At 68.2% G+C, this 14,871-nt stretch carries 14 protein-coding genes; 7 read left to right on the forward strand and 7 right to left on the reverse strand.

From position 1 onward, the window contains the following. Window positions 1-47 precede the first annotated feature (47 nt). From AC1DGC_RS09335 to AC1DGC_RS09350, 4 genes are all read left to right on the forward strand, one after another. Entirely contained in the window at window positions 48-1,181 is a 1,134-nt protein-coding gene (locus AC1DGC_RS09335) for an ABC transporter ATP-binding protein (protein ID WP_449335028.1), read from the forward strand. Continuing rightward, complete coding sequence (locus tag AC1DGC_RS09340; protein WP_259204319.1) at window positions 1,178-2,089, forward strand: ABC transporter permease subunit; 912 nt, start codon at window positions 1,178-1,180, stop codon at window positions 2,087-2,089. The genes AC1DGC_RS09335 and AC1DGC_RS09340 overlap by 4 nt, the downstream gene beginning before the upstream one ends. Further along, window positions 2,086-2,931, forward strand: a complete 846-nt coding sequence (locus AC1DGC_RS09345; RefSeq protein ID WP_259204322.1) for an ABC transporter permease subunit — start codon at window positions 2,086-2,088, stop codon at window positions 2,929-2,931. Before AC1DGC_RS09340 ends, AC1DGC_RS09345 begins: the two co-directional genes overlap by 4 nt. A gap of 959 nt (window positions 2,932-3,890) precedes the next feature. After that, on the forward strand, window positions 3,891-5,255 hold the full coding sequence (locus tag AC1DGC_RS09350) for an NAD-dependent succinate-semialdehyde dehydrogenase (protein ID WP_394164690.1): 1,365 nt from the start codon (window positions 3,891-3,893) through the stop codon (window positions 5,253-5,255). 144 nt (window positions 5,256-5,399) lie between these two features. On the opposite strand, the gene AC1DGC_RS09355 is transcribed toward AC1DGC_RS09350, so the two are convergent. The 7 genes from AC1DGC_RS09355 to AC1DGC_RS09385 all read right to left on the reverse strand — a co-directional run bounded on the left by AC1DGC_RS09355 (window position 5,400) and on the right by AC1DGC_RS09385 (window position 11,315). Continuing rightward, window positions 5,400-6,401, reverse strand: coding sequence for a magnesium and cobalt transport protein CorA (locus AC1DGC_RS09355; RefSeq protein WP_259204324.1), 1,002 nt, complete (start codon window positions 6,399-6,401; stop codon window positions 5,400-5,402). A 15-nt stretch (window positions 6,402-6,416) separates the two neighbouring features. Beyond that, window positions 6,417-7,634: a lipoprotein N-acyltransferase Lnb domain-containing protein gene (locus AC1DGC_RS09360; protein WP_478047811.1), complete on the reverse strand. Its 1,218-nt coding sequence runs from the start codon at window positions 7,632-7,634 to the stop codon at window positions 6,417-6,419. A 62-nt stretch (window positions 7,635-7,696) separates the two neighbouring features. Further along, window positions 7,697-8,578 (reverse strand): HlyC/CorC family transporter, encoded by an 882-nt coding sequence (locus AC1DGC_RS09365; protein WP_259204327.1) that lies wholly within the window; start codon window positions 8,576-8,578, stop codon window positions 7,697-7,699. A 91-nt stretch (window positions 8,579-8,669) separates the two neighbouring features. Further along, the gene (locus tag AC1DGC_RS09370; protein WP_478047712.1) at window positions 8,670-9,251 is read right to left on the reverse strand and encodes a hypothetical protein; all 582 of its coding nucleotides are present in this window, start codon (window positions 9,249-9,251) and stop codon (window positions 8,670-8,672) included. Between the two features lie 30 nt (window positions 9,252-9,281). Next, on the reverse strand, window positions 9,282-9,767 hold the full coding sequence (gene ybeY, locus AC1DGC_RS09375; RefSeq protein WP_259204330.1) for an rRNA maturation RNase YbeY: 486 nt from the start codon (window positions 9,765-9,767) through the stop codon (window positions 9,282-9,284). Between the two features lie 19 nt (window positions 9,768-9,786). Further along, the gene (locus tag AC1DGC_RS09380) at window positions 9,787-10,326 is read right to left on the reverse strand and encodes a hypothetical protein (protein ID WP_478047713.1); all 540 of its coding nucleotides are present in this window, start codon (window positions 10,324-10,326) and stop codon (window positions 9,787-9,789) included. Between the two features lie 5 nt (window positions 10,327-10,331). Continuing rightward, window positions 10,332-11,315 (reverse strand): PhoH family protein, encoded by a 984-nt coding sequence (locus AC1DGC_RS09385; RefSeq protein WP_259204333.1) that lies wholly within the window; start codon window positions 11,313-11,315, stop codon window positions 10,332-10,334. Window positions 11,316-11,701: 386 nt separating this feature from the next. Between AC1DGC_RS09385 and AC1DGC_RS09390 the strand changes: the two genes are divergently transcribed. From AC1DGC_RS09390 to AC1DGC_RS09400, 3 genes are all read left to right on the forward strand, one after another. Continuing rightward, on the forward strand, window positions 11,702-12,676 hold the full coding sequence (locus AC1DGC_RS09390) for an HlyD family secretion protein (RefSeq protein ID WP_449335031.1): 975 nt from the start codon (window positions 11,702-11,704) through the stop codon (window positions 12,674-12,676). A 65-nt stretch (window positions 12,677-12,741) separates the two neighbouring features. Then, on the forward strand, window positions 12,742-13,677 hold the full coding sequence (locus AC1DGC_RS09395; protein ID WP_449335046.1) for an ABC transporter ATP-binding protein: 936 nt from the start codon (window positions 12,742-12,744) through the stop codon (window positions 13,675-13,677). Beyond that, window positions 13,674-14,789 carry an ABC transporter permease gene (locus AC1DGC_RS09400; RefSeq protein ID WP_478047714.1) on the forward strand — a complete coding sequence of 372 codons (1,116 nt, stop codon included), beginning with the start codon at window positions 13,674-13,676 and terminating at the stop codon, window positions 14,787-14,789. Before AC1DGC_RS09395 ends, AC1DGC_RS09400 begins: the two co-directional genes overlap by 4 nt. Window positions 14,790-14,871: the final 82 nt, after the last annotated feature.

Genomic DNA, 14,871 nt, shown 5'->3' on the forward strand with positions numbered 1-14,871 from the left:
AATGGGATGCTCCCCCCGTCCTGCCGCCGCTCCCGGAGCCGCTCCCCATGCCATTTGATGCCAAGCCGGAAGGCGAGGTCGTGCCGGTCCTCGACCCGGGCTATCTGTCCATCCGCGCGCTGCGCAAGGAATTCGACGGCTTCGTCGCCCTCGACGATGTCAGCCTGGACGTGCGCAAGGGCGAGATCTTCGCCCTGCTCGGCGGCTCGGGCAGCGGCAAGTCGACCCTGCTGCGGTGCCTGGGCGGCTTCGAGACGCCCACCAAGGGCAGCATCGAGCTGGACGGCCAGCGCATCAACGACCTGCCGCCGTACCAGCGGCCGATCAACATGATGTTCCAGTCCTATGCGCTGTTCCCGCACATGACGGTGGAGCAGAACATCGCGTTCGGGCTGAAGCAGGACGGCCTGGCCCGCGACGCGATCCGCACGCGCGTGGGCGAGATGCTGGAGCTGGTGCAACTGGGCAAGCTGGCCAGGCGCAAGCCGCACCAGTTGTCCGGCGGCCAGCAGCAGCGCGTGGCGCTGGCGCGGTCCCTGGCCAAGGGGCCCAAGCTGCTGCTGCTGGACGAGCCGATGGGCGCGCTGGACAAGAAGCTGCGCTCGCAGATGCAGCTGGAGCTGGTCAACATCATCGAAACGTCCGGGGTGACCTGCGTGATGGTCACCCACGACCAGGAAGAGGCCATGACCATGGCCACCCGCATCGCGGTGATGGACGCCGGCTGGATCCAGCAGGTGGGCAAGCCCGACGAAATCTACGAGCAGCCGGCCAACCGCTTCGTGGCCGAGTTCATCGGGTCGGTCAACCTGTTCGACGGGGTGATCGACGAGGACCTGCCCGAGTACGTCACGGTGCGTACGCCGCTGTTCCCGGCGCCGATCTACGTGGCCCACGGCATCACCGGCTACGAAGGCCAGCCGGTGGCGTTCGCGCTGCGCCCGGAGAAGGTGATGATCGGCAAGGAGGAGCCGGCCGGGGACACCAACAAGGCACAGGGCGTGATCGAGGATATCGCCTACTTCGGCAGCCATTCGGTCTATCACGTGCGCCTGCCGAGCGGGGCCAAGGTGCTGTCCAACTTCGCCAACTCGCAGCGCTGGGCCAGCGACGGACTGACCTGGGGCGACAGCGTGTGGGTGTGCTGGCGCGACAACGACGGCGTGGTGCTCACCGCATGAACGCCGCCGGCTGGAAGCGTTGGCTCCCCGGTACCCGCGGCAGCGTGATCGCCGCGCCGTACCTGTGGCTGCTGCTGTTCTTCGCGGTGCCGTTCGTGATCATCCTGATGATCTCGTTCGCGCGCACGCAGGTGGGCTCGCCGCCGTACACCTGGCTGCTGGAGTACGTGGATGGCGCGTTCTCGCTCAAGCTCAACCTGGGCAATTACGCGGCGCTGGTGAAGGACAGCCAGTACGTGCTGGCGTACCTGAGTTCGATCAAGATCGCGGTGATCGCCACACTGCTGACGCTGCTGATCGGCTACCCGATGGCGTATGTGATTTCGCGGATGTCGCCGGCCGCGCGCAACGTGGCGATGATGCTGGTGGTACTGCCGTCGTGGACCTCGTTCCTGATCCGGGTGTATGCCTGGATCGGGATCCTGGACCGCAACGGGCTGCTCAACCAGCTGCTGCTGAAGCTGGGGCTGATCGATGCGCCGCTGCAGATCCTGTACACGCCGACCGCCGCCTACATCGGCATCGTGTACTGCTACCTGCCGTTCATGGTGCTGCCGCTGTACGCCAACCTGGTCAAGCTGGACAACCGCCTGCTCGAGGCCGCCTACGACCTGGGCGCGCGGCCGTGGCAGGCGTTCCTGCGGATCACGTTGCCGCTGTCGCGCACGGGCATCATCGCCGGCTGCATGCTGGTGATGATCCCGGCGGTGGGCGAGTTCGTGATCCCGGAGATGCTGGGTGGCCCGGATACGCTGATGATCGGGCGGGTGCTGTGGGGCGAGTTCTTCAACAACCGCGACTGGCCGACGGCCTCGGCGGTGGCGATCGTGATGCTGCTGTTGCTGCTGGTGCCGATCCTGCTGTTCAACCGGGTCCAGCAGCGTGAGCTGGAAGGGAAGCTGCTATGAGCATGGTGCGCGGCAGCCGGTGGTTGGGGTGGTCGGTGCTGGGGCTGGGATTTGCGTTCCTGTACCTGCCGATCCTGCTGTTGATGATTTACTCGTTCAACGAATCGAAGCTGGCCACGGTGTGGTCGGGCTTTTCCACGCGCTGGTACGGCGAGCTGTTCAACAACCGGCAGATCCTGGATGCGCTGTGGATCAGCCTGGAGGTGGCATTCTGGACGGCATGCGCGTCGACGGTGCTGGGCACGATGGCGGCGATGGTGATGACGCGGTTCAAGCGCTTCCCGGGCAAGACGATGTTCGGCGCGCTGATTACCGCGCCGCTGGTGATGCCGGAGGTGATCCTGGGCTTTTCGCTGATGACGCTGCTGGTGGCGATGGGCGGCATTCCGGGCTTCCCGGCACGCGGGGTGACCAGCATCTGGATCGCGCATGTGACATTTACGCTGTCGTTCGTGACGGTGGTGGTGTCCTCGCGGCTGCAGGAGCTGGACCGGTCGCTGGAAGAGGCGGCCATGGACCTGGGCGCGAGCCGGTTGAAGGTGTTCTTCCAGATCACCTTGCCGATCATCGCGCCTGCCCTGGTCGCCGGCTGGTTGCTGGCGTTCACGCTGTCGCTGGACGATGTGGTGATCGCCAGTTTCGTGGCGGGGCCGAATTCGACGACGTTGCCGATGAAGGTGTTCGCCTCGGTGCGCATGGGGATCAAGCCGGAGATCAACGCGCTGGCCACGTTGATGGTGCTGGCGGTGTCGATCGCGGCGGTGGTGGGCTGGTTTGTTACCGCGCGCGGCGAGAAACGTCGCCAGCGCGACATGCAGATGGCGTTGCAGGACAAAGGGTAGGGTGGGGCGGCTGGTCTTTTCAGAGCAACAGCGGGGCGGATGCTGCGTTGGCGCTGGGGAGGGCCTCAAGAGCAGCCGGGCATGGCCCGGCTCTACCCATTCAACGGTGTACTGATCCCACAGCAGAGCCGGGCCATGCCCGGTTGCACACAGCCTCCACGACCAACCCGTAGAGCCGGGCCATGCCCGGCTGCACGCAGCCTCCGAACCACGACCAACCCGTAGAGCCGGGCCATGCCCGGCTGCACACAGCCTCCAAACCACGACCAACCGGTAGAGCCGGGCCATGCCCGGCTGCACACAGCCTCCAAACCACGACCAACCGGTAGAGCCGGGCCATGCCCGGCTGCACACAGCCTCCAAACCACGACCAACCGGTAGAGCCGGGCCATGCCCGGCCGCACGCAGCCTCCGAACCACGACCAACCGGTAGAGCCGGGCCATGCCCGGCTGCACACAGCCTCCAAACCACGACCAACCGGTAGAGCCGGGCCATGCCCGGCTGCTCTTCGCTCCCCCTCCCCAAAAACGGCCGGCCGGCGCTTGCTCTCAATCCGGCCCCGGCCAACTGTCTGGGCACGGTGCGGGTGGGATGCCGGGACCCTCGGGCGCCATGGATGGCGCCCGCGAGCCTCCATGGGTGAAGGCGCATTGCTTGCGAGGCACCGCCTCGCATGCGACTGAACGCACAGCCGCCAGCGGCTGGGCCGGGCCGCGGAGCGGGATTCACGGCGTGTCCCGGCATCCCACCCGCACCGTTCCAACCACACGCCAGTGAAACGTCGCTTTCTGCATCCCACCCGCACCGTTCCAACCACACGCCGGTGGAACGTTGCTTCCCGCATACACCCAAGCCTGCGACCCCATGTCGCAACCCAAACAGCCTTCCCGACGCATCCGGCAACATCCGGCTCACAGGCCCCGGCGCACAATGAGCGCCTGTCTTTCGGAGTACCGCGATGACCGTTGAGATCGTCAACCCCGCCACCGGCCAGGTGACCTACCGCCACGAACTGCTCGATGCCGCGCAGATCGAACAGCGCCTCGCCGCCGCCGCCACCGCCTTCCCGAGCTGGTCCGCGCAGACCCTGCAGGCCCGCGGCGCCATCCTGCGGGGCATCGCTGCCCAGTTGCGCGCACGCAAGGGCGACATCCAGCAGGCCATGACCAGCGAAATGGGCAAGCTCAAAGCCGAAGCCCTGGCCGAAGTGGACAAGTGCGCCCAGGCCTGCGAGTTCTACGCCGACCACGCCGCCGACTACCTCAAGCCGCAGATCATCGACACCGAAGCCCAGCGCAGTTACGTCCGCTACGAGCCGATCGGCTGCGTGTTCGCGGTGATGCCCTGGAACTTCCCCATCTGGCAGGTGTTCCGCTTCCTCGCCCCGGCATTCATGGCCGGCAATGTCGCCCTGCTCAAGCATGCCAGCAACGTCCCCCAGTGCGCCGACCTCATCCTCGCCGTCTGCCGCGATGGCGGACTGCCCGAGGGCGTCTTCGACGTGCTCCACATCGACAACGACCAGGCCGCCGAGGTGCTGCGCGACAAGCGCGTCAAGGCGGTCACCCTCACCGGCAGCGAGCGCGCCGGGCGTTCGATCGCCGCCAACGCCGGCGACCAGCTCAAGAAGTGCGTGATGGAACTGGGTGGCAGCGATGCCTTCGTCGTCCTCGACGATGCCGACCTGGACAAGACCGTCGCCGCCGCAGTGAAGTCGCGTTTCGACAACAGCGGCCAGACCTGCATCGCCGCCAAGCGTTTCATCGTGGTCGATGCCATCGCCGATGCGTTCGTGGAGAAGTTCGTGGCCGCCGCCGCCAAACGCGTCTACGGCGACCCGCAGGACGAGACGACCACGCTGGCCCCGATGGCCCGTGCCGATCTTCGCGAAGAGCTGCACAAGCAGGTACAGGCCAGCGTCGCCAAGGGCGCCACGCTGCTGCTCGGTGGCGAGCCGGTCCCGGGCAGCCACGCCGGTTATCCCGCCACCATCCTCGACAACGTGGCCCCCGGCATGCCGGCCTACGAAGAAGAGCTGTTCGGTCCCGCCGCGGCCATCCTGCGCGTGCGCGACGACGCGGAAGCGCTGCGTGTGGCCAATGACACCACCTTCGGCCTTGGCGGCAGCGTGTGGAGTGGCGATGCGGTACGTGCGGAGAAGCTCGCCCAGCAGCTCGAATGCGGCGCTGCCTTCGTCAATGCCATCGTCAAGAGCGACGCACGCCTGCCGTTCGGCGGCACCAAGCGCTCCGGCTTCGGCCGCGAACTGGCGGACCACGGCATCCATGAGTTCATGAACATCAAGACCGTCTACGTCGCCTGACCGGAGGCGCGCGGCCGCGCCCTCCACATCGGTAGAGCCGACCGTTGGTCGGCTCTACCGAATTGCCAGCTTGGGCCGCGTGGATCCGACGCTGCCGGGAGCCAGCCAACAGCCGGCACTACGGGGCGCAGGGAGCCGCCTGCCTCAGAGCCAGTGGACGCGCTTGAACAGGCGGTACAAGCCCACGCAGACCGCACCTACGCCCACGATCATCGCCGGATAGGCCCACGGCTGGTTCAACTCGGGCATGTGGCTGAAGTTCATGCCGTACCAACTGGTGATCAGCGTCGGCGCGGCCAGCAGTGCCGCCCACGCGCCGAGTCGCTTCACCGTCTCGCCCTGGGCCAGCGTCACCAGCGACAGGTTCACGCTCAGCGCGGTGCCCAGCATTTCGCGCAGGGTATCGATCACATCGCTGATCCGCACTGCGTGGTCATGCACGTCGCGCAGGTACAGTTTCACCTCGTCGGGCACCAGGTCGCCCTGGTAACGCTTGATCTGCGCCAGCATGTCCTGCAGCGGCGCCACGGCCATGCGCATCTTGTTGAGCTCGCGCTTCAACTCGTACAGGCGCACCACGGTCTGGCGCTTGTAGCTGTCCGAGAAGATGTCCTTCTCCAGCAGCTCCAGTGTCTCGCGGTAGCGCTGGGTGATGGGCAGGTAGTTGTCCACCACGAAATCGAGCACCGCATACAGGCAGTAGGACGGCCCCATCCTGCGCAGCAACTCCGGCTCGCGTTCCACCCGCGCGCGCGGGGCCGCGTAGGACAGCGAGGCGCCATGCCGCACCGTGACCAGGAAGCGTGGGCCGAGAAAGGCGTGGGTTTCGCCGTACTGGATGCGCTCGTCCACCATCTGTGCGGTGGTGACCACCACGAACAGCGAGTTGCCGTACGACTCCACTTTGGGCCGCTGGTGCGCGTTGCGGGCGTCTTCGATCGCCAGCGAGTGCAGGCAGAATTCTTCCTGCAGCTTCAGCAGCACGCTCTCGGCCGGCTCGTACAGGCCGACCCAGACGAAGCCGTTGCCGCTTTCGATCACATCGCTGATCGCGTCCAGGCTGATGTCGTGGCGCTTGCCCTGGTCATCGTAGTGCACGCAGTTGATGACGCAGGGAGGATTGACGGGTGCGGTGGTGCTTTCCATGGGCAGCATCGTGCGTCAGCGGCCCGTGATGGACGGGTCACGACGCCCCAGCACCCAGGCCAGGGCCAGGTGCACCGGCAGCAGCAGCACGATCCATTGCAGGTTGACCTGCGCCTGCAGGCTCAACCAGTGCAGCACCAGGCCCAGCGCCGCCAGCAGCGCAACGGCCCACAGCAGGATGCGGAACCAGGCACGCGGAACGCGCCGACGCAGCAGGGTGATCGCGCCGGGCACCAGCAGCAGGCACAGCGGCGACAGCACCAGCAGATTGCGATTGGCCCACGCGGCCTGGTGTGCGCTGAAGCCCCACAGGTAGGTGAGCAGGGCGCCGGCGATGCCGCAGAACAGCCACAGCGGCAGTGCGATGCCACCCAGCAGGCGCTGGCGCCGGCGCAGGGCCAGCACGCCGGCAGCGGCCAACAGCCCGCACAGCAGCCACGGCCACCAGTGGCGCGGCGCTTCCTTCGGTTCCGGGTCGATGTGATGCTCCAGCAGCTCGGTCTCGGCCATCACCAGCGGGCGGCCCTCGCTGTTGCGTGCCTGGCGCAGCGCGTCGGCCAGGCGCATCGGCACGAAGGCCTCCTGCCAGCGCGACAGCGGCTGGTCGGCGAACGGCCCCAGGCCGATGTCGAAGCCCAGCCACATCCACGGCGACGGCGACGCCAGCCGCACCGATTCGCTGCGATAGGTATTGCCGCGCGAGCGCCCGGACAGCTGTGCGTGCAGGCCGCCACCGAGCGCGCGGTCGATGGTGTCGCGCACCATCGTGGCGCAGTTGGCGGTGTAGTAATCGTAACGGTAGCGTGCGTTCTCCGGCTTGGCGCGTTCGGCCAGCCCATCGGCCAGCGCCCGCGCCTGCGCCGGGGTCAGGTCCAGCCACTGGATGCTGGCGCCGCGCCCGCTATGCCGGTAGTAGGACAGGTCCTCGTCCAGCGGCAGGGCGACCAGGTAATACATCATCTCCCCGCGCACGAAGCGACCGACGAAGTCGGTCTCGCCCGGGTCGAAGTAACCGAAGTTGTAGGAGGTGGCCGTGCCGCTGGTCGGGTCCAGCACCACCAGCGCGTCGTGGCCGAAGCGCTCGAAGAACACTTCGCCCGGCTGCATGGTCAGCACCCCGATCTGCGGGACCGGCGCGGCGTCGGCGCTCGCGGCGGCGGCCGCCGGCGGTGGCACCGGGGCCGCGCCCTGCTGGGCCAGCGCCGCCAGGGGCAGGCTGGCCAGGGTGAGCATCCACGACAGGAACAGCAGGCGGCACGACGGCCACCGATTGAGCAGGGGCCGCATGGTGTGGATCAATCCTCGTTGTCCGTGTCCGCCGGCAGCACGGTCACGTGGAAAGCCTGTACGCGGCGCGCATCGGCGCGCGCCACCCGGAACACGAAGCGGTCCAGGCTGAGTTCGTCGCCGGTCTCGGGCAGGTGGCCGATCGCCTCGGTGACCAGGCCGCCGATGGTGTCGTAGTCGTCATCGGGGAAGCTCGCGCCGAAGCGTTCGTTGAAGTCCTCGATCGCGGTCAGCGCATCGACCACGTACTGGCCGTCGGCCTGGATGGCGATCTGCGCGGTGTGGTCCTCGGCCTCGTCGTGCTCATCGTCGATCTCGCCGACGATCTGTTCCAGCACGTCCTCGATGGTGACCAGCCCGGACACGCCGCCGTACTCGTCCACCACGATCGCCATGTGGTTGCGCGAGAGCCGGAACTCCTTGAGCAGCACATTGAGCTTCTTGGCTTCGGGGATCAGCACCGCCGGGCGCAGCAGTTCGCGCACGTTGGCCGGGCCGTTGTCGGCCACCACGCCGCGCAACAGGTCCTTGGCCAGCAGCACGCCGAGGATGTCGTCCTTGTTGTCGCCATGCACCGGGAAGCGTGAATGGCCGGATTCGACCACCTGCTTCATCAGCTCAAGGAACGGCGCCTCCACCGGCAGCGAGACCATCTGCGAGCGCGAGATCATGACATCGCCCACGGTCAGCTCGGCGACCGCGATGGCCCCTTCCATCATGCGCAGGGTATCGGCGGCGATCAGCCCATCCTCCTGCGCGGTGTGCAGGACCGCCACCAGCTCGTCGCGGGTGTGGGGTTCGCCGGAGAAGGCAGAGGTCAGGCGTTCGAGCCAGCTCCGCTTCTTTTCATTTTGCTCCAGGTTGGAGCCACTACTGTCGTCTTCAGACATCTCTGGAAAAAAAGGCACCCGGCTAGCCGGGCGTTGGATTCAGTCTAGCAGGATGCGCGGCGCTGTCAGCGCCTGCCGCCCACGCCCGCATTCATGCCTTGGAGGGGACCGGCGGGGCAGGGGCGGGAGCCGGGGCATCGCCGGGGGCCGGTTCCTCCTCCGGCGGCAGGTCCAGGCTGTAGGTGCAGCCGGCCAGGGTCTTGCCGGGGTGGGTCTTGACCGTGGACAGGCTCAGGATCACCGATTCGATCATCGGCTCGCCGGTGCGCGGGTCGGTGACATCGCGGCTGACCAGCTCGCGCCCGGCCATGAACTTGTCCGGGGTGTCCACCCCGTCCTCCAGGGCCAGCGATCTGGCCAGCGGGCGCGGGTCGGCCAGGTCGAGGATGGCCATGATGCTGGCCCCGGCCACCGCCACGTATTCGGTGCGCTGGCCGAACACGGTCAGGGGCGTGGCCAGGCGGAACTCGCTCATGAACTGGTTGGACTGCGGCAATGGCTGCAGGCCGGCGGCCACCGCCTTGAGCGGGTCGGCCACCACCGGGGCCACGGCGCTGTAGTCGGCCAGGCCCTGGCGGCATTCGATCAAGGCGGCCAGGTCCAGCGGAGCGGCCGGGGCGGCGGCCGGGAGCAGGGCCAGCAGGCCCAGGCAGAGGGTCTTCGAAGCAGTCATCGCAGGTCCGTGGGTCAGCGCCGTGGCGGCTCAGTGCTCATTGGCGTAGGGGTCGTCGATACCCAGCTCGGCCAGGATGTCGCGCTCCAACTGCTCCATCGCCTCGGCCTCCTTGTCGTCCTCGTGGTCCCAGCCCAGCAGGTGCAGCACGCCGTGCACGGTGAGGTGCGCGTAGTGCGCATTGAGCGCCTTGGCCTGTTCGTCGGCCTCGCGCGCCACCACCGGAGCGCAGATCACCAGGTCGCCCAGCAGCGGGAACTTCACGCCCTTGGGCAGGCCTTCGGGCACCTCGGCCGGGAAACTCAGCACGTTGGTGGCGTAATCCTTGCCCCGGTAATGCCGGTTCAGCGACTGGCCTTCCTTGGCGTCGACCAGGCGGATGGCCAGGTCGGCCTCACGGATGCGGCCCTTGAGCGCGGCGGCAACCCACTTGCGGAAACTCACCGCCGAGGGCAGCCCGGCACGGGGCAGGGCGTAGCTGACGGCGACATCGAGGCGGATGGGACCTTTGGTCATGACGGGCAATTCCGGGTAATCAAACAACACAGGTGACAAGGTGGAAGAACGGGGTGCCATTTTCCAATCGATAGCTCTGGATGGCCATGGGGCGCGTCTCGCAACCGTTCTCGCCGGTAATGATGATCGCCGCTTCCGGGCGCCCACGCCCGTCCGCCGTGACCATCGCCTGGCCGGCCTGCAACACGTGGCCCAGCAGGTACTGGGCATCAGCGATGTGTTCGCGTGGCAGGCTGCGGCATCCATGGCGGTCGGTGGCATCGGTATCCAATCGGAGCAGCGCCTCTGCCCGGTCGCCCCAGATGCGCGCCATGCGGTCCTGCTCGTACGCTTCGCGCGGCCCCGGTCCGGTCGGCCGCGCGGCCACATAGCGCTGCAGCAGCGGCTCGGAAACGGCGACCGATACGCTGTTGGATACCCGCACCGACAGACAGGGCAGGGTGATGGTCTGCTGCGTGTCCACGCGCTGGGGCTCCGCAGGCGGGGGCGTGCCAACGTTCGCACCGGCGGTCGCAAGTGCGGCCAGTGCATAGCCAAACAGCAGCGCTTGCGCGGGCATGGTGCTTACTCGGCTCCCGGCTTGAGCTGCTGCAGGTCGCGGCGGTCATACGCGCTGACGATGCGCGCCACCAGCGGGTGGCGGACCACGTCGCGGGCCTCGAAGAAGGTGAAGCTCACCCCGTCCACGTCGCGCAGTACCTCGATCGCATCGCGCAGCCCCGACTTCACGTGCTTGGCCAGGTCGGTCTGGGTCAGGTCACCGGTGACCACCGCGGTCGAGCCGAAGCCCAGCCGGGTCAGGAACATCTTCATCTGCTCCACGGTGGTGTTCTGCGCCTCGTCCAGGATCACGTAGGCATCGTTGAGGGTGCGCCCGCGCATGTAGGCCAGCGGCGCGATCTCGATGACGTTCTTCTCCAGCAGCTTGATCACCTTCTCCACGCCCAGCATTTCATACAGGGCGTCGTACAGCGGGCGCAGGTACGGGTCCACCTTCTGGCTCAGGTCGCCGGGCAGGAAGCCCAGCTTTTCGCCGGCCTCCACGGCCGGGCGCACCAGGATCAGGCGCTGCACGCGCGACTCGTTGAGCGCCTCCACCGCGCTGGCCACGGCCAGGAAGGTCTTGCCGGTGCCGGCCGGGCCGATCCCGAAGTTGATGTCGTGGGTGGTGATCTGGTGCAGGTAGCGGGCCTGGTTGGCCCCGCGTCCACGCACCGTGCCGCGCTTGACCTTGATGGTCACGTCCTGCGCTTCGTACGCGCGTTCCACCACCTGGTCCAGGTTGGCCTGGTTCAGGCGCAGGTGGATGGCATGGTTGTCGAACACCACCTCGCCCGCTTCCTTGTACAGCGCCTCGATCAGGATCTGCGCCTCTTCGGCGACGCGACGCGGGCCGGTCACGCGGAACACCGCGCCGCGGTTGGCGATCTCCACGCCGAGCTTGAGTTCGATCTGGCGCAGGTGCTCGTCGAACGGACCGGCCAGGTTGGCCAGGCGCTCGGTGTCTTCCGGGTCCAGGGTGAAGTCGCGTTGGGACAGTGCCGTCATTGCGTGTGGCGGCCAGCGGTCGAAGCGACCGGGCCACAGGATAGGGAAAGGAAGCACAGGGTAGCGCGCGGGTACGGTGGCCGCTACCGGGCCGGGTTCTCCACAGCGGCTGTGCAACGGCACCGCAGCAACCTGTGGATAGCCTGCGTGCGGCCTACTGCCGCAAGGCGTGGGCGCGCATGGTCAAAAAACAGCCACGCACGCCGCGTTCATCCACAGCCACTGTGGGTGGTTGCTGGAGAAACATGTGGATAAGCGAGCGCGCCCCAACGGTGGCAAGGGCTGCGGCGGCGTGATCATTTCATGACCATGCCCGCGTTGCGCTGACCCCCCTTCACGGAGGTGTGCGCAAGGTGACGACGCATCTCCTCCGCCGAGGCCGACCGATGTCCAGGCATGCATGGGTGTCCCTCCGCTGGCTGCCGCTGGCCGCGATGCTCGTGCTGCTTGCGGCCTGCGCCGAGCATGACCCCGTTGCCTTGGGCACGCTGGAATGGGACCGCATCAGCGTGCCGGCACCGGCGGCGGAAACCATCGTGGCCCTGCAGGTGCGCGAAGGCCAACGGGTCCGCGCCGGGGCCGCGCTGCTGCAGTTGGAACCCACCCGCACGGCGGCGCAGCTGCAGGCATTGCAGGCGCAGGCGCAGCAGGCGGGCGAAGCGCTGCAGGAGCTGCGCAATGGGCCGCGCAGCGAAGACATCGCGCAGGCGCAGGCCACGCTGGGCGCGGCGCGCGCGCAGGCGGCCGATGCGTCGGCGTACTACGCGCGCCTGCAACCCCTGGGGCGCCAGCGCCTGGTGGCGGCCGCCGACGTCGATCGGGCGCGCGCCGCCGCCGGCAATGCACAGGGCGCGGTGCGCGCGGCCGAGCAGGCGCTGTTGGCGCTGCAGCACGGCACCCGGGTGGAACAGGTGGCGCAGGGCGAAGCGGCGCTGCAGGCCGCCCAGGCGCAGGCTGCCGCGCAGGCGGTGACCCTGCGCAAACTGGACCTGCTGGCCCCGCGCGATGGCTTGGTCGACGCGCTGCCCTACAAGCTCGGCGACCAGCCGCCGGTTGGTGCGCCGCTGGTGGTGATGCTGGTGGGTGAGCGCCCCTATGCCCGTGTCTACCTGCCGCAGGCACTGCGCCTGCAGGTCCGGGTGGGGCAGGCCGCGCACATCCAGTTGCAGGGCCGCGACGGCACGCTGTCCGGCCGCGTGCGCAGCATCCGCAGCGATCCAGGCTTCACCCCGTACTACGCCTTGAGCGGCGGCGATGCCGCGCGGTTGAGCTGGCTGGCCGAAATCGAACTGAGCGCGGACAACGACCCGGCGCGCATGGCCAACCTGCCGGCGGGCATGCCCCTGCAGGTGCGGTTCTGAACACCGTGCCGCCTGCTGCTGCCGCTGCCGATGCGGGCCCTGGCCAGGGCGAGGACGCCCTCGCCATCCGTGCGCGCGGGCTGACCAAGCGCTTCGGCGCGCTCGTGGCGGTCGACCATGTCGACCTGAGCGTGCCGGCTGGCACGGTGTACGGGTTCCTCGGGCCGAACGGGTCGGGCAAATCCACCACCATCCGCATGCTGTGCGGCCTGCTCACGCCCAGCGAGGGCGACATCGACGTCCTCGGCCTGCGCATTCCCGAGCAGGCGGAAGACCTGCGCCGGCGCATCGGCTACATGACCCAGCGCTTCTCCCTGTTCGATGACCTCAGCGTGCGCGAAAACCTGGAGTTCCTCGCCGCCGTGCAGGACATCCCGCGCGCGGCGGCCCGCCAGCGCATCGACGCACTGGTCGAGCAGTACCACTTCCAGGACCGGCAGAAGCAGTTGGCCGGCACCATGAGCGGCGGCCAGAAACAGCGCCTGGCATTGGCCGGTGCGGTGATCCAGCAGCCGGAGCTGCTGTTCCTGGACGAGCCCACCAGTGCGGTCGACCCGGAGTCGCGGCGTGATTTCTGGGAAAAACTGTTCGACCTGGCCGACGCAGGTACCACCCTGCTGGTCTCCACCCACTACATGGACGAGGCCGAGCGTTGCCATCGCCTGGCCATCCTCGACCAGGGCGTGCTGGTCGCCGACGGCAGCCCGGCCGAACTCACCGCCGCGCTGCAGGGCCGCACCCTGGCGGTGATGGCCCGCCAGCCGCGCCAGGCACAGCGCCTGCTTGCCGGCCTGCCCGGGGTGCTCAGCGTGGCCCAGATCGGCAACACCCTGCGCGTGCTGCTGGCGCACCCGGGCGAAGGCGAGGAGCGGATCCGCCAGGCGCTGCGCGGCGACGGGCAGGGCGCGGAGGTTACGCAGGTGGCCGCCAACCTGGAAGACGTGTTCGTTTCGGCCACCCGCGGCCGCGAGGACGCGCCGGCATCGGTGCCGGCGCCATGAAGCCGCGCCGGCTGTGGGCGATCGTGCTCAAGGAGCTGCGCCAGATGCGTCGCGACCGCGTCACCCTGGCCATGATCGTGGGCATCCCGGTGATGCAGCTGGTGCTGTTCGGCTATGCGATCAACCTCAACCTGCGCCATCTCGACACCGGCATCGCCGACGAGGCCAATACCTCGGCCTCGCGCGCGCTGCTGATGGACATGGTCGCCACCGACGTGATCACCCCGACCCTGCGCGTGGACACCCCGGACGCGCTGATGCACGCGCTGCGCGAAGGCCGGATCAGCATCGGCGTGGTGATCCCGCCGGACTTCGAGCGACGTCGTTACGAGGGCCGCGAAGCGGTGCAGGTGCTGGTCGACGGCAGCGACACGGTGGTGCAGAGCGCGGCGGTGCAGTTGGCCCAGGTGCCGCTGCAGTCCCAGCCGCTGGCCAACGACCGGCCGCTGCGCGCCGGCGCGGTCGGCAGTGCCGGGCAGGTCAGCGTGGTGGCGTTCTACAACCCGCAGCGGCGCTCGGCGATCAACATCGTGCCCGGCCTGATCGGCATCATCCTCACCATGACGATGGTGATGTTCACCGCGGTGGCGATCGTGCGCGAACGCGAGCGCGGCAACATGGAACTGTTGATCGCCACGCCCTTGAGCAGCAGCGAACTGATGATCGGCAAGGTGCTGCCCTATGCGGTGATCGGGCTCATCCAGACCACCCTGGTGCTGCTGCTGGGCATGTGGCTGTTCGACGTGCCGGTGCGTGGCAGCGTGCTGGATGTCTACCTGGCCGCGATGCTGTTGATCACCGCCAACCTGGCGCTCGGCCTGCTCATCTCGACCAAGGCGCAGTCGCAGTTCCAGGCGATGCAGATGACGATGTTCGTGTTCCTGCCGTCGATCCTGCTGTCCGGCTTCATGTTCCCGTTTGCCGGCATGCCCCGCCCGGTGCAGTGGCTGGCCGAGGTGCTCCCGCTCACCCATTTCCTGCGCCTGGTGCGCGGCATCATGTTGCGCGGCGCCCGCTGGTGGGAGCTGTGGCCGGAGGTGTTGGCCCTGCTGGGCTTCATCGGGGTGATGATGACCCTGGCCATCCTGCGGTTCCGCAAGCGCCTGGATTGACCGGCGCCGCTGAAGGCCGGCGCTGCGATGCGCCGGCCTGCGTTCGACGTCGAGGTGCAGCCGGCCAGTGGCCGGCACGCGC

The organism is Stenotrophomonas sp. 05N37 (genome assembly GCF_056397365.1).